At 74.8% G+C, this 18487-nt stretch carries 18 protein-coding genes; 9 read left to right on the plus strand and 9 right to left on the minus strand.

What is annotated here, in order from left to right; translation table 11 throughout:
* From ACFU5G_RS21595 to ACFU5G_RS21610, 4 genes are all read right to left on the minus strand, one after another.
* The coding region (locus tag ACFU5G_RS21595) for a DUF305 domain-containing protein (protein WP_377249431.1) at positions 1-528 on the minus strand (528 nt) is incomplete at its 3' end.
* A gap of 160 nt (positions 529-688) precedes the next feature.
* Positions 689-1159 carry a hypothetical protein gene (locus ACFU5G_RS21600; RefSeq protein WP_377249433.1) on the minus strand — a complete coding sequence of 157 codons (471 nt, stop codon included), beginning with the start codon at positions 1157-1159 and terminating at the stop codon, positions 689-691.
* Positions 1150-2124 carry a hypothetical protein gene (locus ACFU5G_RS21605; protein ID WP_377249435.1) on the minus strand — a complete coding sequence of 325 codons (975 nt, stop codon included), beginning with the start codon at positions 2122-2124 and terminating at the stop codon, positions 1150-1152. The genes ACFU5G_RS21600 and ACFU5G_RS21605 overlap by 10 nt, the downstream gene beginning before the upstream one ends.
* The gene (locus ACFU5G_RS21610; RefSeq protein WP_377249437.1) at positions 2121-2663 is read right to left on the minus strand and encodes a hypothetical protein; all 543 of its coding nucleotides are present in this window, start codon (positions 2661-2663) and stop codon (positions 2121-2123) included. The genes ACFU5G_RS21605 and ACFU5G_RS21610 overlap by 4 nt, the downstream gene beginning before the upstream one ends.
* A 165-nt stretch (positions 2664-2828) precedes the next feature.
* On the opposite strand from ACFU5G_RS21610, the gene ACFU5G_RS21615 reads away from it, so the two are divergent.
* Together ACFU5G_RS21615 and ACFU5G_RS21620 are read left to right on the plus strand one after the other, a co-directional pair.
* Positions 2829-3215, plus strand: coding sequence for a VOC family protein (locus ACFU5G_RS21615; RefSeq protein WP_377249439.1), 387 nt, complete (start codon positions 2829-2831; stop codon positions 3213-3215).
* Between the two features lie 179 nt (positions 3216-3394).
* Positions 3395-4219, plus strand: a complete 825-nt coding sequence (locus tag ACFU5G_RS21620) for an alpha/beta fold hydrolase (protein WP_377249441.1) — start codon at positions 3395-3397, stop codon at positions 4217-4219.
* Here the strand turns inward: ACFU5G_RS21620 and ACFU5G_RS21625 are convergent.
* Positions 4206-5099 carry a universal stress protein gene (locus ACFU5G_RS21625; protein WP_377249443.1) on the minus strand — a complete coding sequence of 298 codons (894 nt, stop codon included), beginning with the start codon at positions 5097-5099 and terminating at the stop codon, positions 4206-4208. The genes ACFU5G_RS21620 and ACFU5G_RS21625 overlap by 14 nt on opposite strands.
* Before the next feature lie 53 nt (positions 5100-5152).
* Positions 5153-6112: an Acg family FMN-binding oxidoreductase gene (locus ACFU5G_RS21630; protein WP_377249445.1), complete on the minus strand. Its 960-nt coding sequence runs from the start codon at positions 6110-6112 to the stop codon at positions 5153-5155.
* A 131-nt stretch (positions 6113-6243) separates the two neighbouring features.
* Here ACFU5G_RS21630 and ACFU5G_RS21635 point away from each other — a divergent pair, with 131 nt between their 5' ends.
* The 3 genes from ACFU5G_RS21635 to ACFU5G_RS21645 all read left to right on the plus strand — a co-directional run bounded on the left by ACFU5G_RS21635 (position 6244) and on the right by ACFU5G_RS21645 (position 8349).
* Complete coding sequence (locus ACFU5G_RS21635; protein WP_377249447.1) at positions 6244-6801, plus strand: flavodoxin family protein; 558 nt, start codon at positions 6244-6246, stop codon at positions 6799-6801.
* Positions 6798-7775, plus strand: a complete 978-nt coding sequence (locus ACFU5G_RS21640; protein WP_377249449.1) for a universal stress protein — start codon at positions 6798-6800, stop codon at positions 7773-7775. The genes ACFU5G_RS21635 and ACFU5G_RS21640 overlap by 4 nt, the downstream gene beginning before the upstream one ends.
* Before the next feature lie 76 nt (positions 7776-7851).
* A complete protein-coding gene (locus ACFU5G_RS21645; RefSeq protein WP_377249451.1) occupies positions 7852-8349 on the plus strand; it encodes a hypothetical protein in 498 nt (165 codons plus the stop codon).
* Positions 8350-8355: 6 nt separating this feature from the next.
* Here ACFU5G_RS21645 and ACFU5G_RS21650 read toward each other — a convergent pair whose 3' ends face one another.
* The 3 genes from ACFU5G_RS21650 to ACFU5G_RS21660 form a co-directional block, all read right to left on the minus strand.
* Positions 8356-11079, minus strand: a complete 2724-nt coding sequence (locus ACFU5G_RS21650; RefSeq protein WP_377249453.1) for a Tat pathway signal sequence domain protein — start codon at positions 11077-11079, stop codon at positions 8356-8358.
* Positions 11080-11204: 125 nt separating this feature from the next.
* Positions 11205-12215: a hydroxyacid dehydrogenase gene (locus ACFU5G_RS21655; RefSeq protein WP_377249455.1), complete on the minus strand. Its 1011-nt coding sequence runs from the start codon at positions 12213-12215 to the stop codon at positions 11205-11207.
* Entirely contained in the window at positions 12212-14317 is a 2106-nt protein-coding gene (locus ACFU5G_RS21660; protein ID WP_377249457.1) for a DUF2264 domain-containing protein, read from the minus strand. The genes ACFU5G_RS21655 and ACFU5G_RS21660 overlap by 4 nt, the downstream gene beginning before the upstream one ends.
* Positions 14318-14434: 117 nt before the next feature.
* On the opposite strand from ACFU5G_RS21660, the gene ACFU5G_RS21665 reads away from it, so the two are divergent.
* The 4 genes from ACFU5G_RS21665 to ACFU5G_RS21680 all read left to right on the plus strand — a co-directional run bounded on the left by ACFU5G_RS21665 (position 14435) and on the right by ACFU5G_RS21680 (position 18405).
* Positions 14435-15535: a LacI family DNA-binding transcriptional regulator gene (locus ACFU5G_RS21665; protein ID WP_377249459.1), complete on the plus strand. Its 1101-nt coding sequence runs from the start codon at positions 14435-14437 to the stop codon at positions 15533-15535.
* A gap of 101 nt (positions 15536-15636) precedes the next feature.
* Complete coding sequence (locus ACFU5G_RS21670; RefSeq protein ID WP_377249461.1) at positions 15637-16965, plus strand: ABC transporter substrate-binding protein; 1329 nt, start codon at positions 15637-15639, stop codon at positions 16963-16965.
* A gap of 74 nt (positions 16966-17039) precedes the next feature.
* Positions 17040-17705, plus strand: coding sequence for a hypothetical protein (locus ACFU5G_RS21675; RefSeq protein ID WP_377249463.1), 666 nt, complete (start codon positions 17040-17042; stop codon positions 17703-17705).
* A 100-nt stretch (positions 17706-17805) separates the two neighbouring features.
* On the plus strand, positions 17806-18405 hold the full coding sequence (locus ACFU5G_RS21680) for an NADPH-dependent FMN reductase (RefSeq protein ID WP_377249465.1): 600 nt from the start codon (positions 17806-17808) through the stop codon (positions 18403-18405).
* Positions 18406-18487: the final 82 nt, after the last annotated feature.

Raw genomic sequence — 18487 nt, forward strand, 5'->3', positions numbered from 1 at the left:
GTCGAGGAGCTGCTTCATCGTCTCGATCTCGGCCGCCTGAGTGTCGACGATGGCCTGCGCCATCTCGACCGCGCCCGCGTCCTCGCCCGACTCCACCTGGGCCTGCGCCATCTCCACGGCGCCCTCGTGGTGCGCCACCATCTGCTCCAGGAACAGGCGGTCGCCCGCGGGGCCGGCGGCGGCGCCCAGCGCCTGGAGGTCCTCCTCGGTCATCATGCCGTCCATCCCGGCGTGGCCGCCGTGCTCCGCGGTGCGCTCGGCGCCCCACGTGTCGAGCCAGCCGTCGAGCTCCTCGATCTCGGGGGCCTGCGCCGCCTTGATCTGCGTGGCCAGCTCGGCCACCTGCGGGTCGGCGTCCGGCCGCGCCAGGACGACGTCCGACATCTCGATCGCCTGCTCGTGGTGCGGGATCATCATCTGGGCGAACATGACGTCCGCGTCGTTGTGTCCGGCCTGCTCGGAACCTGAGCACGCGGTCAGGGCCAGGGCTCCGGCCAGGGCGATCGCGGACATGAGGGTGCGCTTCATGGTCTTTCCTCTGCTTCTGCTTCGATCTCGGGTAGCACTCATGGGCGCGACCGCGCTGGGGCACGGTCGCGCTCGTCGGTCCGGCGCGCGGTGGGGGGGGGGGGGGGGGGGGGGGGGGGGGGGGGGGGGGGCGGGGGGGCGGGGCCCCCCGGGCCCGGGTCTACGTCCGGGAGATGCAGAGGTCGTGCAGGCTGGGCGCGGCGAGGTCGCGGACGACGGCGAGCGCCGGCGTCAGGGACATCGCGAGCTCCAGCGGCGCCCGCCACAGGAGCCGCCGCACGGGCACCACGAGGCCCAGCAGCGCGACGAGGATCATCAGGCACATCGCCATGGCGGCGTCGTGCCCGCCGCAGCCCTCGCAGCAGGGGCCTTCGTCGGCGGCGTGGCCGTCCGGCGCCTGGGGTGTCACTTGGGTCTGAGCCTGGACAGGGGTCATGACCGGTCCGGTGGCCGGCTGCTCGACGGCGACCACGGAGGTCTCGTGCGGCACGGCGTGCCCGTGCGACGTCGGCGACCCGCTCATCGAGTGCATCGTGACCACGCCAACGATGACCGTCAGGATCGCCAGCGCCCCGACGGGACCCTGCCGGGGACCGGCGAAGGCCGAACGAAGGAGCGAGATCACGCGCACGGCACGGAGGCTACCGGATCGCGGCCGGTCGGCGACGGGCTCAGGTGGTCGAGCCGGACGCCGTCGGTCACGGGGACCGAGACGACGCTCGCTGTCTCGGGCGTCCAGGCCCGGGGGACCAGCACGTACTGGCCGCCTGCCACGACCATGAGCACCAGGCCGTCGTACCGGTGGCGGAACCCGGTCTCGTCCGCCGGGCAGTCCGTGGCCGTGACGCCCGGCTCGGCGATCTGCAGGTCCGTGGTGGAGTGCAGCACCACCGACGAGTACGTCGGCAGGTCCCGGGCGAACTCCTGGGCCCGCGCGTGGCCGACGGCGGCGGAGTAGTCGGCCACGGCCCAGAACAGGGCGACCGCCACCAGCACGAACATCGCGCCCCACTCGACGAGTCGCGCCGCCTGCGACGGCGGGACCCAGTCCGGGTCCTCGCTCCGCAGCAGCACCCGGCGCCTGCGGATCGCGAGGCCGAGCAGCAGGACGCCGCCCGCCAGGCACAGGGGCGCCAGCCAGGTCGGCACCCAGCCCGCCAGGCCGAGCCCCGGCCAGAACACCTGGACCAGGCCGAACAGCAGGCCGGCCAGCCCGACGCCGCCGGCCACCCGCAGGACCCGCAGCTCGACGTCGGGCCGCGGCGGGTGCGCGACCGACCCGCCGCGCACCCACAGCGCCACCAGCACCCCCGTGGCCACGACCGCCAGCGGCACCAGCAGGCCGTCCTGCGCCAGGAACAGGTAGTCGGTCGTGGTCAGCTGCAGCGCGGAGACCTCCACGCCGAAGTAGTCGTAGAAGAACGTGGTCTGCTTGCGGCCGAAGAAGTACAGCAGCGCGGTGACGAGGGTGGCCGGCGCGACGATCTCGGTCGCGATGCGGGCCACCCGGCCGACGTCGACGGAGGTGCTCTCCCCGGGCTCCTTGTCGGGCTGCTCCGCGGGCGCGGGCCGCGCCTGGTCGGGCACGGCGGTCACCCGTCGCCGGTGGCGCCGGTGCCGTCGTCGGTCGGCTCGCCGTCCTCCTCGGGGCTGGGATCCGGGGTCTCGTCGCAGACGCCGAAGAGGGTGAGCGTGGCGCCGACCTCGATCAGCTCGCCGGCCGCCGGGTCCGAGCCGGAGTAGTCGCAGTCGCGGACCTCGGGCTTGAAGTAGATGGTGACGCACAGCTCCCCGCCGGGGCACTCGGCCGCCATCTCGCGTGCCGTCTGGTCCGCGACCGCCGCCACGCTCGCGCCGCTGCCGCTCTGCTCCGTGGCCCGGCTCACCCGGATCGGGGAGGGCTGCCCGCCGCCGCCGTTGCCGTCGCCGCCTCCGTTGCCGCCCCCACCGCCACCGTCGTCGCCCCCGTCGTCCCCGCCGCCGCCGTCGTCGGTGTCCGTCTGTCCGGAGTCCCCGCCGGAGGTGTCGTCGCCACCGCCCCAGGCGCAGGCCGTCCCGGCGCAGAGCACGAGGGCCAGGAGCAGGGCCGCCGGCGCGTGGCGCCGCCTCGCCCGGGAATGGGTCGGGTGTCGCATCAGGCGCACCTCCTCGTCCGCCTATCCGAAAGGGAGTCGTCGTGCGGGCGACGTGATACGGCCCGCGCCGCGCACCCCGGGTGATCCTGGCCGGGGGTGCGGCCGATGAGTTCCGCGCCCGGCCGGCGTCAGCCGTAGGTACCGCCCCCGACGAGAGGAACCACCATGGTCACCACGCTCCGCAGCTTCAGCGGCTTCTCCGTGGACGACGCCGAGACGGCGCTCCGCTTCTACCGCGACACCCTCGGCCTGCCCGCCCGGCCCAACGACATGGGCGGCCTGGAGATCGAGCTGACCGAGGGCTCGACCGTGTTCGTCTACCCCAAGGGCGCGGCGCACGCTCCGGCGTCGTACACGGTGCTGAACCTCGTGGTGCCGGACATCGACGCGGCGGTGGCGGAGCTCGAGGCCGCCGGGGTGAGCCTGCTGCGGTACCCGGGGTTCGAGCAGGACGAGCACGGCGTTGCCCGCAGCTCCGACCCCGCCCAGGGCCCGACCATCGGCTGGATCGCCGACCCGGCCGGCAACGTCATCGGCCTGATCCAGGACTGAGCCGGCACCGGGCCGGGACCGACCCGCGCCTGATCCTCGATCCGCCCCGGCGAGGCTCAGTATCACCCGGGAAAGTCAGTCGCCGGGCCGATCCTGGCCTGCGCGCGCCGCCGGGTCGGTGGATGCTGGCAGGACGGCTCGGGCAGCCGGGCCCCAGCACCAGCGAACGGAGCAACAACGTGCCGAAGATTGTGACTGACGAGGGCATCGAGATCTTCTACAAGGACTGGGGGACGGGGCAGCCCATCGTCTTCAGCCACGGCTGGCCCCTGTCGTCGGACGACTGGGACGCCCAGATGCTGTTCTTCCTGCAGCAGGGGTACCGCGTGATCGCCCACGACCGCCGGGGCCACGGCCGGTCGACCCAGGTGGGCGACGGCCACGACATGGACCACTACGCGGACGACCTGGCCGCGGTGACCGCCCACCTGGACCTGCGCGACGCGATCCACGTGGGGCACTCCACGGGCGGCGGCGAGGTGGTGCACTACATCGCGCGGCACGGCGAGGACCGGGTGGCCAAGGCCGCGATCATCGCGGCCGTGCCGCCGCTGATGGTGCAGACCGACGCCAACCCCGGCGGCCTGCCCAAGAGCGTGTTCGACGACCTGCGCGCCCAGCTCGCCGCCAGCCGCAGCGAGTTCTACCACGCGCTGCCGGCCGGACCGTTCTACGGGTTCAACCGGCCCGGCGTCGAGACGCGCGAGCCGCTGGTGCGCAACTGGTGGCGCCAGGGGATGCAGGGCGGCGCCAAGGCCCACTACGACGGCATCGCGGCGTTCTCGGAGACCGACTTCACCGACGACCTGCGCAAGATCACGGTCCCGGTGCTGGTCATGCACGGCGACGACGACCAGATCGTCCCGTACGCGAACGCGGGCCCGATGTCGGCCGAGCTGCTGCAGAACGGCACGCTGAAGACGTACGCGGGCTTCCCGCACGGCATGCCGACGACGCACGCCGACGTGATCAACGCCGACCTGCTGGAGTTCATCCGCTCCTGACACCGGCGGGCACCACCGTCACGGGGCAGGCCGAGTGGTAGATCAGCGCCTGGCTCGTGGATCCCAGCAGCAGGCCGCGGAACCCGCCGCGGCCACGGGAGCCCACCACGACGAGCTGGGCGGTGGTGCTGTGGTCGAGCAGGGCGTGGACCGGGCCGTCCCGGACCACGACCTGCTCGACCCGCACCTCCGGGTACTGCGCCCGGTACATCGCGAGCCGGTCGCTCAGGGCCTCCGCCTCGGCCAGCCGGATCGTCTGCCAGTACGTCGTCAGCTCCCACGCGGCGGTCAGCGGCAGGTCGCTCCAGGCGTGCACGGCGACCAGCGGCACGTTCCGCAGGGCCGCGGCCCGGCACGCGAACCGGATCGGGTCGCCGTCGGCCGCCGGCCCGTCCACACCGACCACCACCGGACCGTCCTGCCGGCTCAGGCCGTTCAGCGTCGCACCCCGGACGACCACGACCGGGCAGTGCCCGTAGGCCGTGACGGCGACCGTCGTCGAGCCCACCAGCAGCCCGGTGAAGCCGCCCAGGCCGCGCGAGCCGAGCACCAGCAGGCTCGCCGACGCCGACCGCCCGATGAGCTGTCCGGCCACCGAGCCGCTCGTCATCCGGGTGCCCGTGGTCAGGCCCGGGGCCGCGTCCTGCGCCACCACCGACGCCTCCGCCAGCCACTGGTTGCCCCGCGCGATCAGCCCGTCCTCGTAGTGCCCGAGCGTCGCCGCGTGCGGCGCCGAGACGGGCAGGGGCGTCCACACGTGCACGAGCACCAGCGGCACGCCGCGCCGGGCGGCCTCCAGCGCCGCCCAGTGCACGGCCTGGGTCGACGAGGCGGACCCGTCCACGCCGACCACCACCGGGCCGGCGTTCGTATCCGCCATCGGGACCGACTCCTCGTCTCCTCAGGGCGCCGGGCTCTTCCCGGGCGTCCGTGTCATCCGTCGCGGGGCACGGTGAGCTGCTCCGTGGTGCGTCGGGGCGTGCGCAGGGGCACCGAGCTGTACCCCAGCCGCATGAGCATCTGCGGCGCCGCGTCCAGGGCCAGGGCCTGGCGCAGGTCGTGCCGCGTCGTCGGGTTCTCCAGCACGGTGGTCGCGAACGACGCGTGCACGAAGTAGGTCGTGGCGACCAGCAGCGCGCGCTCCAGCGCCTGGCCGGCCGTGATCCAGTCCCGCGGCGAGTCGCCCGGGGTGGTGAGCAGCGCCATCGTCGTCCGCTGCTCGAAGGGGACCGTCCCCGTGCTCGCGAGGAACCGCCGCACCGGTGCTCCGTCGTCGTCGGGCGCGGGGCCCAGCAGGTCGCGCGGGATGCCGTCCGCGCGGTCCGCGTCCGTGGCCGTCCACGCCAGCTCCTCGTCCCGGGCCACCGGGTCCTCGGCGGCGAGCGACTCCGCCCGGCGCACCAGCCCCAGGACCTCCGCGCGTACCGGCTCCGACGGCTGGATCGGCCGCAGGTCCCCGCTCTCGTCCCGGGCCGCCTGCTGGATGGCCAGCAGCACGTCCGTGAACAGCGGCTGGTCGTCGAACGGCACCCGCGACGTCGTGCGCCGCGCGATCGCCACCGACAGCTCCAGCTCGTCCGTGTTCGGGATCGGGCCCGGCTGCAGGTCCACCTCCGCCACCAGCAGGTCGTCCCGCGGGTCCGGCAGCAGCCGGACGACGGCGGTCAGCGACTCGCGGCGCGCCGCGGCCCGCGCGTTGAACAGGAACGCCCCGCAGCTGATCAGCATCTCGCGGCCGTGCGGGTCGCAGTGCCGCAGCTGCCGGGCCGGGTCGGCCCGCAGGGACATCGTGCGACCGGCGAAGCTCACCTTCCACGGCTGGGTGTTGTACACGCTCGGGGCGCTCGCGCCGGCCCGCAGGATCCGCTCCACCCGTGCGTCGACGACGTCCATGTCCTCTGCTCCCGTCAGGCGTGCCGCACCGTCCAGGCAAGTCTTCGCGCGAGCCCCGCGCGGGGCACGGGCCAAAAGTCCCGACGACCGGGGCCGGACGGCCCTGCCGGGCGGCAGCCCAGGAACGGAGCGTGGAGACAGGAACCGAGGAGTTGATGACGATGCGTGCCCTGGTGGTCTACGAGTCGATGTTCGGCAACACCGAGGCGGTCGCGCGGGCGGTCGCGGAGGGGATCGAGGCGTCGATGCACGCCGACGTCGTCGAGGTGGGGGCGGCGCCCCGCACGGTCCCGGCCGACGTGACCCTGCTGGTCGTGGGCGGGCCGACCCACGCCTTCAGCATGTCCTGGCCCTCGACGCGGCGCGACGCCGCGGGCCGGGCCACCTCCGTCGTCTCCCGCGACGTGGGCATCCGCGAGTGGCTCGGCGGGCTGCCGGGCGTCTGCACGCCGACGGCGGCCACGGCGTTCGACACGCGCGCCACGTCCCGCCTGACGGGGTCCGCCGCACGGGCGGCCGGCCGACGGCTGGACCGGCTGGGCTATGCCCTGGTCACGGCGCCCGCTAGCTTCCGCGTCGCCGACATCACGGGCCCGCTGGTCGACGGCGAGCTCGACCGCGCCCACGCCTGGGGCAAGACGGTGGGCACCGAGGTCGTGGCCCACCGGCCCACCAGGCGGCTCTCGTGATCCGCGCGTGGGCCCGGACGAGGGAGGAGTCGAGCCCCGCGGACGCGGACCAGCGCCCCGCCCCGGTCGTCGTCGCCGTCGACGGGAGCGACCGCAGCGCGGGCGCCGTCCGGTACGCGATCAACGAGGCCCGGCTGCGGAGCACCGGGATGCGGATGGTCCACGTGGTGCCGGCGCCGCTGCCGGAGAGCGGGCTGTGGCCCGCCGAGGCGGGCGACGTCGACTACCTGGAGCGCTCGGGTCGCGGCACCGTCAACCGCGAGGCGGCCCGGGCACGCGCCGTCGCCCCCGACCTGGAGATCGAGCCGGTGCTCGCCCTGGGCCCGCGTGTGGCGCAGCTCGTGACGGCGTCCGCCTCCGGGGACCTGATGGTGCTCGGGCGCGAGACCCGGCGCGGCGCCGAGCGGCTGGTAGCGCGGGCGACGACCGCCGAGGTGGTCGGGCGGGTGGACCTGCCCGTGACCGTGGTCCCCGCGCGCTGGCAGGAGACCCGGCTCGGCCGCATCGTGGTGGGCATCAAGACGTTCACCAGCGCCGGCGAGCTACTCACCCACGCCATGTCGACGGCGGCACCGCGGCACGCCGCGGTGCGGGTGGTGCACGCCGTCGAGGTCCCGGACCTCGCCGCGGACCTGGGCGTCGCGGACGCCTATGCCGACGACTCGGTCAAGGCCGCCAACCGCCTGCTGGAGACGGTCGTGGCGGAGTGGTCCGCCGTCTACCCGACCGTGCCCGTCGAGACGGCCGTGATTCCGGGGCGCCCGGACGAGGTGCTGGTCGAGGCCGCCTCCGACGCCGACGTGCTGATGGTCGCGCGCCACCACCGCGGGATGCGGCACCCGGCCCGCCTGGGGCGCACGCCGCGCGCCATCCTGACCGCGTGCGACACCCCGGTCGAGGTGATCCCGCTGCGCTGGACGGGCGACGGCATCCCGCTGGTCCTGGAGAGCGCGGGCGACATCCTGAAGAACTGACGCCCGCCGCGCCGGGCCGGGCCAGACCTGCGAAGGTGGGGGAGGCCCAGGAACCCGGCGCGGAGGACGGTCAGCGATGGACGACTACCTGTGGGTGCTCAAGGACGACGAGCTCACGCTCGTGCGCGAGCTCGAACCCAAGCGGCTCAAGGCGCTCGACGAGGACGAGCTGCTCGACCTGCACCGGCGGGTGCGCCGGGCACGCAACAAGCACGTCAAGAACTACCGGCGCAAGGCCGCGCTGGACGTGAAGGCCGCCGGTGGCCGGGGCAAGGCCGCGCCCAAGGGCGGCAAGGCCCGCTGGCGCGCCGCCGCGTTCGAGGAGGCGCTGGCGATCGTCAGCGGGCGCCTCGCGCACGTGGCGCACCTTCAGGCCGAGGCCCTCAAGGAGGAGCGGCTGGCTCGGGCGAAGGCGGGCAAGTCGTCCGGCCCGAAGGCGGCGGCCAACGCCAAGGCGGCCAAGGTCGGGCCCGGCCGCGCCCGCAGCCACGAGAAGACGACGGGCGGCAAGAAGCGCGACGCGTCGACCAAGGCGCAGGGCGCGCGGCGGCAGGGCAAGAAGGACAGCAGGTAGCGCTCCTCACAGCTCCTCTCCGACCAGCGCCAGGCACTGGATGGCCGCCAGGCCGTACTGCGCGCTGGCGTTGGTCGAGAACCGGCCCTCGTCCACCGCGTTGAGCACGCGCGGCGGCTCCACGCGCACCGTCTCGAAGGGGTGGTCCGCCGGGTAGCCGGCGTGGCCCGTGCGGAACTCGGTCCACGCCCGGCGCGCCAGCGTGGTGTCGTCCAGGCGCGCCGCCGCGTAGGCGGTGGCCCGCGAGTAGGACTGCCGCAGGTTGAGGCTGCCCCACGACGCCCCGGTGGCCGCGACCTGCTCGGCGGCCGTGCCGTTGTACAGGCGGCAGAACTCGACCCACGCCGCCTCGACCTCCGGCTCGTCGACCAGGTCGATCAGCTCCGTCATCACCTCGATGAGCCCGAACACGCTGCTCAGGCTGCCGATCGACACCGACGGTTCCGCCGGACCCGTGAACGTGCCGTCGGCCAGGTCGTAGCGCACCGACCCCTGCACCCAGTGGTTCGGCAGCGCCGCGATCGACCGCGCACCGTTGAGCAGCTTCGTGCGCGCGATCGGGTCGCCGTTCCGTTCCCACTCGGTGAGCCACGCACCCGCCAGGGCACCCCAGTCGGTGGTCTGTCCCACGCCGAGCGCCGAGGGATCCGGGTCGAACGGGCCGCCGCCGTTGATCTTGCGGCCCGGGTCCAGCACCAGGAACGTCCGGTCGGAGTCCACGAGCTCGTGCAGGGTGTCGCCCACCCGCTCGTCCGCCGTGAGGAAGTAGTGGAACCGCCGGTAGTTCGCGTTCGAGATGCGCACCTGCTTGGCGCTGTCGCCCCAGTGCATGACGCCGTGCCGCGTGCCCAGGCCCTTCCACGTGCCCAGGTGGTACTGGTCCACCTCGCCCGTGTGCCGGGTCATGGCCTCGGCGAGCCTGAACGCCGTCGCGTCGCCCGTGCGCAGGTAGTGGTACCAGAGCCACAGGTCCGTCGACAGCTCCGAGTTGTCCCACGCGTACCCGCCGACGTCGTAGCGCCACTGGTGCCGGTCGCCGTCGTACTCGTGCATCACGTCGCCGTGGTCCCAGAACCCGTACCAGGACCGCTGGTCCACCTGGTCCACGTAGTACGCGTGCATCCGGTCCAGGTTGTCCTCGATCGCCGCTCGCGCCGGGGTCGACCGGTCCGCGGGTGCCCACGAGCCGAACACCCCGGCCGAGTGCACGTGCCCCGGATCGGCGACCAGCAGCGGCGGCGTGGCGCTCGCGGCGGCCAGCTCGGTGAACCGCTCGGCGGTCGGGGTGGCGGCCAGCGCCCAGAACATCAGCTCGGTGGTGCGGGCCACGCCGTAGGGCGTGCCGAACTCGGGCTCGTAGTCCTCGTAGGTGATCTCCAGGGCGTCGAGCTGCTCGGGGTAGGTGTCCTGCCCCAGGCCGTCGTGGTAGAAGCGCAGGTCCATGGCCTCGGCCCGGGGCGACCACAGCCAGACCGTCGCCTCGGCCTCGTCGGTCGCGGCGCCCGTGATCTCCAGCTCCGTGGGGTGCAGCTGCCAGAAGTCGCGCATGCCGAAGGCCAGGCCGCCCGACGGCGTGCCGACATACCCGAGCCCCGCGGCGCGGGTGCCGCCGTCGACCCGGATCCACGAGTGGCCCGGGCCGGTGCGCTTGCGGATCTCGAACCCGTGCGCCGTGAGCTGGGACAGGCTGTAGTCGCCCCACTGCGGGACCCAGTGCAGGCGGGAGGTGACGCGCTGGTCCCACGTGGCCGGGTCGGGCAGGGCACGGCCCTCGACCTGTGCGGTGCGGACGGCGGCCCCGGGGTCCCGGCGCAGGCCGGTGACGCCGCGCACGGCCTCGGACAGCACGCCCCCGTCCGCGCCCGCGAACCGCACATGGCGGTCGTACGCCTCGCCGCGCATCGGTACCGAGAACGTCACGCCGATGCCGGTGATGAAGTCGCGGTTCTCGTCGCCGTCGAACACGAAGGTGTGCACCACGCGGACGCCGTCCGAGCCCGCGTACAGGTAGAACCGCAGCACGAACGGGAGCCACGAGCGCTGGCCCTTGCGGTGCCTGCCCTCGACCTTGACGACGGCGCGCACGGGCCCGGACTGCTCGACGGTCACGCGGTCGACGGCGCCGGTGAACGACTCGTGCCGCACGCTGCCGCTCCGGTCGGTGTCGGGCACGTCCTGCCGCGAGACGATGAGCCGGCCGCCCAGCGCCACGTCCTGCCCACCGCGGCGGATCGCGCGGACCACCTGGTTGCCGTTGCGGGCGAAGACCACCTGGACCGTGCCGGTGTCGACGGTGATCTCGCCCGGCGTCTCCCGGACCGTGACCCGCTTGCCGGGCGTGCTGGGCCGGCCGGCGGCCAGGCGGTACGACTCGGCCCGCGGCGCCTCCGCGCTGACGGCGTGCGCGGTCCACTTCACGCTGCCGTCCGGCCACCAGCCCGTGGGCCAGGTCTGCACCGGCACCGGCTCGCCGGCCGCCGTCGTGAGTGCGAGCTGCTGGTCGGGCGCGAAGGCGCCCCGCGGCCAGGGCACACCCCAGGTGGTGCCCCCGGCCAGGGCGGCGGGGGAGCCGCCCTCCAGCCAGTGCAGGTCGACCGGGTCGTGCCCGGCCGGGACCAGGGTGGGGACGCCCTGGGCCGCGTGCGCCGTGGCGAGGCGTGGCCCGAGGGCCACCCCCGCGCCCGCGGCCAGCGCCGAGGTCAGGACGGTACGCCGACTGATGTGAACCACGATGTTCAGCTCCTTCGCGCGAAGTGAGGTCGCCCGTCGTCGGGCGTCAGACATCCTGGGTCGGCGGCCCGCCGGCCGCGGGCGAACGGACAAATGCGGTCAGGCGCCCGGGTGCGGCCCGGGGCTCAGGCCGTCGTGGCGAGCTGGTCGGGCAGCACCTCGTGCAGCAGGTCCTGGCCCGCGGCGAGCCGCTCCACCTCCGCGACGGCGGAGGCGCCGAGCCGCCGCAGCTCGTTGCCCAGCGAGCCCGCGACGTGCGGGGTGAGCAGTGCACCGGGCGCCCCGAACAGGGGATGGTCGGGCGGCAGCGGCTCCGGGTCGGTCACGTCGAGGACGGCGCGCAGCCGGCCCGCCACGACCTCGCGCGTCAGCGCCTCGGTGTCCACGAGCTGCCCGCGCGCGGTGTTGACCAGCGTCGTCGCGTCGCGCATCCGGGCCAGCTCCCGCGCGCCGAGCATCCGGTAGGTCTCCGGCAGGGCCGGTGCGTGTACCGTCACGACGTCGGACCGGGTCAGCAGCTCGTCCAGGCCCACGGCCGTGCTGCCCAGGGCGCGCGCGGCCGCGGCGTCCACCCACGGGTCGTGCAGCAGCGCGTCCACGTCGAACGGGGCCAGCAGACCCAGCACCTGGCGCCCGATCCGGGAGGCGCCGATCACGCCGACCGTCAGCCCGTTGTTGCCCAGCGGCGCCGGCGGCGACCAGCCCCGCAGGGTGCGGTCCCGGCCGTAGGCCGCTGCCGATTCCAGCACCCGCTTGCCAGCCAGCAGCACCATCGCGAGCGTGTACTCCGCGACCGGCCGCGCGTTCGCCTCGGCCGCCGTCGAGACGCGGACGCCCCGCTCCCAGACCGCCGGCGTGACGAACGACTTGACCGTGCCCGCCGTGTGCACCACGGCGCGCAGCCGCGGCGCGCGCCGCAGGAACGCCTCGTCCAGGTACGGCGCGCCCCAGCCGGTGACCAGGACGTCGGCCGTGGCCAGGTCGCCGTGGGCCGGGTCGTCCTGTGTCGCCTCCGGCGTCAGCACCCCGTCGGCGACGTCGGCGGCCGCGCGCAGGCGGGCGAGCGTGGCGTCGTCGAACAGGTCGGGCAGCAGCGCCGGGTCGCGGAGGGCGAACAGCACGCGGGGCCGGGTCACGCGGCGTCTCCGTTCGTGGCGTGGTCCGCCGGTCCGGTGGGGACGACGTCGACCACGCCGTCCCGCCAGCGCACCTCGACGACGCCGCGGGCGGGCACGGGGACGACCGCCTCGACGGCGTCCAGGTCCGCGGCGGCGGGGTCCCCGGTCAGCACGACGAGGGCGGCAACCACCTCGCCTGGTCCCGCCGGGGCGGCGCCGGTCAGCGACGGGACCACCGAGGCCGCCCCGAGCGGGTCTGCGCCGGTCCGCCGGTCCGCGCCCGCCCGGGGCAGCCCGCGCAGCCCGCGGAGCTCCGACGTCGTCCCGTCGGCTCGGGTCACGCGCACGGTGCCGCCCGCGCTGTCAGCGCTGTCGGCGGCGTCCGCACCGGCCGCACCGTCCGTGACCTCCGCTCCCAGGTCCCCGTCGGACCCGGCCGCGAGCGGCCACCCGCCCAGCCGGAACGTCCACGGCCCGGGGTCGGCGGGCCAGGCGACGTCGGCGTCCAGGTCCGCGCCCGGCGGCGGGGTGGTAGCCCCGGCCGTGCCCGGCCCGGCCGCGGGCGGCGGCGTCCACCACGCCAGGCGCACCTCCAGCGGGCCGCGCACCACGGCGGCCGTCGTGACCACGGGGCCGCGCCGCGCCGCAGCCCACCCGGCGTGGTCGCCGTCCGGCCCGGCGCCCGGCACGTCCAGCCAGTGCACGCGCGACCGCGAGACGGCGACCCGCTCGCCCAGGTGCACGCGCTCGATGCCGTCGCGGTGCGACGGCCGGCCCGCGCCGTCGAGCAGCGCCACGTGCGAGTCGGCCGGCGCCGCGACGTCCGCGGGCGTGAGCTGCGGTGAGACCACGTTGGCGTAGCCGACCCGCCGGTAGAACGGGTCGTCGGCGTGTGCCTGCGCCGGCGGCTCCAGCAGCCGGTCCGAGCCGTGGTTGAGCACCCGCACGATCCCGTCCGACGGCGTCCCCACGACCAGCCACCCCGGCTCGCGCAGCGGCACCACGTGCTCCTGGCGCCAGGGCGCGGGCACGTCGTCGGGCGCCGTCCACACCGGGTGGTCCGGGGGCAGGAGCAGGCCCGCGAACCCCTTGCTCGCCCAGTACGGCGACGCCCCGCCCGAGTAGAGCTGCCGCAGCCGGTCGAACCGGCCGTGCCACCCGATCGGCAGCAGGCCGTGCTCGTCCACGGCGCCGTGCGCGTAGAAGTGCTTCGCCACCGCCGACGTCAGCGCGCCCGTCGCGCCGGGGGACAGCGGCGTCGCCCCCGCCAGCGCCCCCGCCCAGAACGGGGCCAGCACCGCGAACCGGTAGGTGACCGACCTGCCCTGCAGCAGCGGCGCCCCATCCCGCCCGACCAGGTGCTGCGCCTGCTCCAGGTAGGCCCGCAGCCGCTCCGCGTGCCGCTCGGCGAGCGGGCGTCCCTCCATCCGCGCGTGCAGCACCGGGTACAGGTGCCACGCCCACCCGGCGTACCAGTCGAAGCTCTGGCGCCGGCCGTCGCGGCCCCGCCCGTCCGAGTACCAGCCGTCGCCCACGTACAGGCCCTCGGCCAGCTCCTCGTTGCGGTCCAGGTCGGCCTGGTCCCACGGCCCGCCCACCGACGCCAGGAACGCCTCGATCACGTTCTGGAACCACACCCAGTTGTTGCGGTACCCGCTGGTGCCGACCACCCCGGCGAGCCACGCCACCACGCGCTCGCGGACGTCATGGTCCAGCCGGTCCCACAGCCAGGGGCGCGTCTCGGCCAGCCCCACCGCGACCGACGCCGCCTCCACGACGGCCTGCCGGCGCTCGTCGATGCGAGGCCAGCGCTCCGGGCTGGTGGGGTCCGTGCCGTTCCGCAGCCCCTCGGCGTACCGCTCCAGCAGCCCGTCGGGGTCGTCGCCGTCCTGCCCGCGCACCCGGAAGGCCGCCAGGAGAAAGGTCCGGGCGAAGCCCTCCAGCCCGTCGCTCCAGGCGCCCGAGGCGCTGACCGGGCCGGGCAGCGGCAGCAGGGCGCGCCCGGGGGAGGCGTACGGCTCGGTGGCGCGCAGCAGGTCGTCGGCGGTCCCCAGCCAGCGGTCGCGGCTCCAGCGCGGGGTGGTCTCGGGCAGTTGTCCGGCAGTGGGTGCGGTCGTCACGCGCGCATCCTCACCCGCCGCACGGCCCGGAACTGTCCGACCGGACAATTCCGGTCATCGGCTGGCTACAGTGTGGTCCGGCGTCGACGGGGACGCCGCCGGGCACGAGGAGACCACATGCACCTGCCGAGGAGCCGGCACGAGTACCTGCTGCGCGAGGTCGAGCTGCGGGGGAGCGTGCGCTCGGCCGAGATCGCGGCGCGGCTGGAGGTCTCCGAGGTGACCATCCGCCGCGACATCCGCGAGCTGGAGCGGGCGGGCAGGCTCGGGCGCGTGCACGGCGGGGCCATCGCGCTGCGCTCCGACCGGGGCCCGCAGGCCGCCCAGGCCCTGGTGGGCGTGGTGGTGCCGAGCGCCGTGGCGCACTTCCTGGACACGGTCCGGGGCATGGAGGCGCTCGCGCCCTCCCTGCGCGTGCGGCTGGTGCTCGGCGTCTCGCACTACCGGTCCGAGCTGGAGGAGCAGCAGGTCGAGCGGCTCCTCGCGCTGGGCGCCACGGGCCTCGTGCTCGCCCCCACCACACGCGACCGCAGCCCGGAGGACCTCGCCGCGTGGCTCGGCTCCATCCCCGTGCCGCTGGTGCTCGTCGAGCGGCGCATCGACGCCCTGACCAGCCTCAGCGAGCTCGACGTGGCCCGTACCGACCACGCGCACGGCGCCGTGCTCGCCGTCGAGCACCTGGCCCGGCTGGGGCACCGCCGCGTGGGGCTCGGCGTCTACGACCGGACCCCCACCGCGCCCCGCGTGCGGGAGGGCCACGCCACGGCCGTGGCCCGGCTGGGCCTCGAACCGGGTCCGGACGTCGCGCTGTCCAAGGGCGACGAGGACCCGGCCCGGCTGCGGCGCGAGCTCGCCGACCTGCTGGACCGGTGCCTCGCGACCGGCACCCGGGCGGTGCTGGTGCACACCGACGACCACGCCGCGCGCCTCGTGGAGACCGCCCTGGACCGCGGCCTGCGCGTGCCCGACGACCTCGCCGTCGTGGCCTACGACGACGAGAACGCCGAGCTCGCCGCCGTGCCGCTGACCACGGTGACGACGCCGCGCCGCGAGCTCGGCCGGGAGGCGCTGCAGCTCCTGGTCGACCGGATCGCGCACGGCTCGGGCGTCCACGGAGCAGGCGACCCCGACGCCGTCGAGCACCGCCCGCCGCGGCACATCGAGCTGCTGCCCCGGCTGACCGTGCGGGCCTCCTGCGGGGCGGCGCCCCGGCCGTGACCGCTTTTGTCCGTTCGCGCGGCGGGGTGCTGGCGGGGCTGCACGCTGTGCGCGGGCCAGGGCGGATCCGTCCTGCGACGAACACGAGCAAGGAGGCTCACATGTATCTGCACGCGAGGAGGGACCGCGGCACGGCCCGCGGCCGCGGCCGCCGGAGGATGTTCCGCGCCGGGGTGGCCGTGGCGGCCGTGCTGGCCGTGGCCGCGTGCTCGTCCGGCGGCTCGGGGTCGGGCGGATCGGACGAGGACGTGTCGCTGACGTTCTCCTGGTGGGGCGACGCCAGCCGCGCCGAGCGGTACGAGCAGGCGCTGGAGATCTTCGAGGAGGACAACCCGGGGATCACCGTGCAGACCAGCTACGCGGGCTTCACCGACTACTGGACCGCGCGCAACACCGAGGCCGCCAGCCGCACCCTGCCCGACGTGCTCCAGATGGACCTCGCCTACCTCACCGAGTACACCGAGTTCGGGCACGTGCTCCCGCTCGACGAGTACTTCGGCGACACGATCGAGGTCGGCACCATCGCCGAGCCGCTGCTCGCCTCGGGGCAGGTGGACGGCCAGACCTACGGGCTCGCCAGCAGCGCCAGCACGCTGGGCACGTTCGTCAACACCGACCTGCTCGACGAGCTCGGCGTCGACGTGCCGGAGGAGGGACTGACCTGGGACGAGTACGACGCCCTGCTGGCCGAGATCTCCGCCGCCGGGGCCGAGCACGACCCGGCCGTGTACGGCTCGGTCGACTACACCCAGTTCTTCTGGCTGTTCCAGATCTGGCTGCAGCAGAACGGCAAGGCGCTGTTCGACGGCGACCAGCTCGGTTTCGACGAGGCCGACCTCGCGGACTGGTGGGGCAAGAGCGCCGCGATCCACGAGCAGGACGGGTTCCTGCCGACCAAGCGCCAGGAGCAGCTCTCCGGCGCGGACGCCGTCGGCGTGGGCGAGACCGCCGCCGAGATCAGCTGGGACAACTTCCTGGTCCGGTTCAGCGAGGGGCAGGCGGAGCCGAACCTGACGCTGCTGCCCGTGCCCGCCGACGACTTCGAGAACAACAGCGGCATGTTCCTCAAGCCCGGCCTGCAGCTCTCGGTCGCGGCCAACAGCGAGCACCCCGACGAGGCGGCGAAGCTGGTCGACTTCCTGGTCAACGACCCCCGCGTCGGCGAGATCTTCGGCATGTCCCGCGGCGTGCCCGCCTCCAGCGCCACGCTCGAGGGCGTCGAGCTGGACGAGCTCGACCAGCAGATCCTCGACTACGAGAGCGCGCTCGAACCCCACCTCGTGGGCTCGCCGCCGCCGCCCGTGGCCGGCCTCAGCAACCTGGAGGCCGGCTTCACGACCATCGCCCTGGAGGTCGCCTACGGCACGCTGACCGCGGACGAGGCCGCCGACCGCTGGTTCGCCGAGGCTCGGACCGCGCTCGCCGGGTAGACCCGACGACACCCGTGGGGCCGCGCCGACGATCTTCGGTGCGGCCCCACGGGCGCGTTGTTACGGTGTCGGGCATGTTCTCGGACCGGAGTCGCCGTCGTGCCGACAAGCGCGTCCGGCCAGGTGACGGCAGCCCGCTCCCACGGTTCCGGTGGTGGCAGCTGCTCCTGCGGTCGCTGTTCCACCTCGAGCTGACCACCGCCGACGGCCGCCGCGAGACCTGGTCGGTGGACATCCGGCACGGCGGCGACGACAACGGCACGGTCTGGGCCAAGCTCTACCTCGACGGCCGGCTGCAGGCCACGTCCAAGCTCCCGGCCCGGTTCCCGGTGCCGGGCGGTGTCATCGAGGTGGTCACCAGCGGCTTCGGCCTCCGCCGCTGCCACTACGTGGCCGACGACGGCACCGAGCGCCAGCTCGCGCCCGACGCCGCCTCGGCCGAGGGCCGCCGCGCCCGCCTGCAGAACGCGCACCCTGTCGTGGGCCGGTCCATCGGGCTGGTCTCTGTCGTCGTCCTCGTGGTCGGCCTGGTCCTCGGGGTGCCGCAGATCGTCGAGGAGGTCTCCCAGTTCCCGCCGCTCGCCGAGCGGATCGGCACGACCTTCACGTCGCCGGTCAGCCTGCCCGCGTGGCTCAACCTCTCGATCCTGGTGGCCACCCTGCTGGCCAGCACCGAGCGCGCCCTGCGCCTGCGTTACAACTGGCTGCTCGACGGCGGCCTGTTCGACGGCGACGGCTGAGTCCCGGCCGGAGTCGCCGGTCCGGGCAGGCGAGCGCACAGTGGGTAGGACGGCACGCCGGCGGCCGGCGTCGACGGCCGCCTGATGCACGGGAGGCGTCATGACCTACGAGATCGGCTACCTGGTCGGCAGCCTGGCCAAGGGATCCATCAACCGCACGCTGTCCAGGGCGCTGATCGCCTCGGCACCCGACGACCTGTCGTTCACCGAGATCCCCATCGGCGACCTGCCGCTGTACAGCTGGGACTACGACGCCGACTTCCCGCCCGCGGGCCGGGCGTTCAAGGCGGCGCTCGAGGCCTCGGACGGGCTGCTGTTCGTGTCCCCGGAGTACAACCGGTCCATCCCCGGCGCCCTGAAGAACGCCATCGACTGGGGCTCGCGGCCGTGGGGCCAGAACTCGTTCGCCCGCAAGCCCACCGGCATCATCGGGGCCTCGCCGGGCGGCATCGGCACGGCCGTGATGCAGTCGTCGATGCGCGGCGTGCTGAGCTTCCTCGACGCGCCCCAGCTCAACGCCCCCGAGGCCTACATCACCTACGACGCCGCCGACTTCGGCCCGGACGGCACCGTGGTCAACGAGGCCACGGCGACGTTCCTGCGGCACTACATGTCGGAGTACTGCGCCTTCGTCCAGCGGGTCCTGGCCGCCAACGCCCCGGGGCACATCGGCGACGAGGATCCGGCCTCGACGAAGTAGCCGCCGGGTGCGGGCGGGCATGCTGCCGCCCGAGCTGCGGGGGGCCGGCGGCCGGAGGCCGCTGATCGAGAACTTCCAGGAC

It is taken from the genome of Promicromonospora sp. NPDC057488 (genome assembly GCF_042802395.1).
Taxonomy (GTDB): domain Bacteria; phylum Actinomycetota; class Actinomycetes; order Actinomycetales; family Cellulomonadaceae; genus Promicromonospora.

Excerpts from the sequence above, each read along its gene's own strand:
- ACFU5G_RS21675 (WP_377249463.1), top strand. The coding sequence starts at position 17,040 with ATGTTCTCGGACCGGAGTCGCCGTCGTGCCGACAAGCGCGTCCGGCCA.
- ACFU5G_RS21680 (WP_377249465.1), top strand. The coding sequence starts at position 17,806 with ATGACCTACGAGATCGGCTACCTGGTCGGCAGCCTGGCCAAGGGATCC.
- ACFU5G_RS21670 (WP_377249461.1), top strand. The coding sequence starts at position 15,637 with ATGTATCTGCACGCGAGGAGGGACCGCGGCACGGCCCGCGGCCGCGGC.
- ACFU5G_RS21665 (WP_377249459.1), top strand. The coding sequence starts at position 14,435 with ATGCACCTGCCGAGGAGCCGGCACGAGTACCTGCTGCGCGAGGTCGAG.
- ACFU5G_RS21630 (WP_377249445.1), bottom strand. The coding sequence starts at position 6,112 with ATGGACGTCGTCGACGCACGGGTGGAGCGGATCCTGCGGGCCGGCGCG.
- ACFU5G_RS21625 (WP_377249443.1), bottom strand. The coding sequence starts at position 5,099 with ATGGCGGATACGAACGCCGGCCCGGTGGTGGTCGGCGTGGACGGGTCC.
- ACFU5G_RS21615 (WP_377249439.1), top strand. The coding sequence starts at position 2,829 with ATGGTCACCACGCTCCGCAGCTTCAGCGGCTTCTCCGTGGACGACGCC.
- ACFU5G_RS21645 (WP_377249451.1), top strand. The coding sequence starts at position 7,852 with ATGGACGACTACCTGTGGGTGCTCAAGGACGACGAGCTCACGCTCGTG.
- ACFU5G_RS21610 (WP_377249437.1), bottom strand. The coding sequence starts at position 2,663 with ATGCGACACCCGACCCATTCCCGGGCGAGGCGGCGCCACGCGCCGGCG.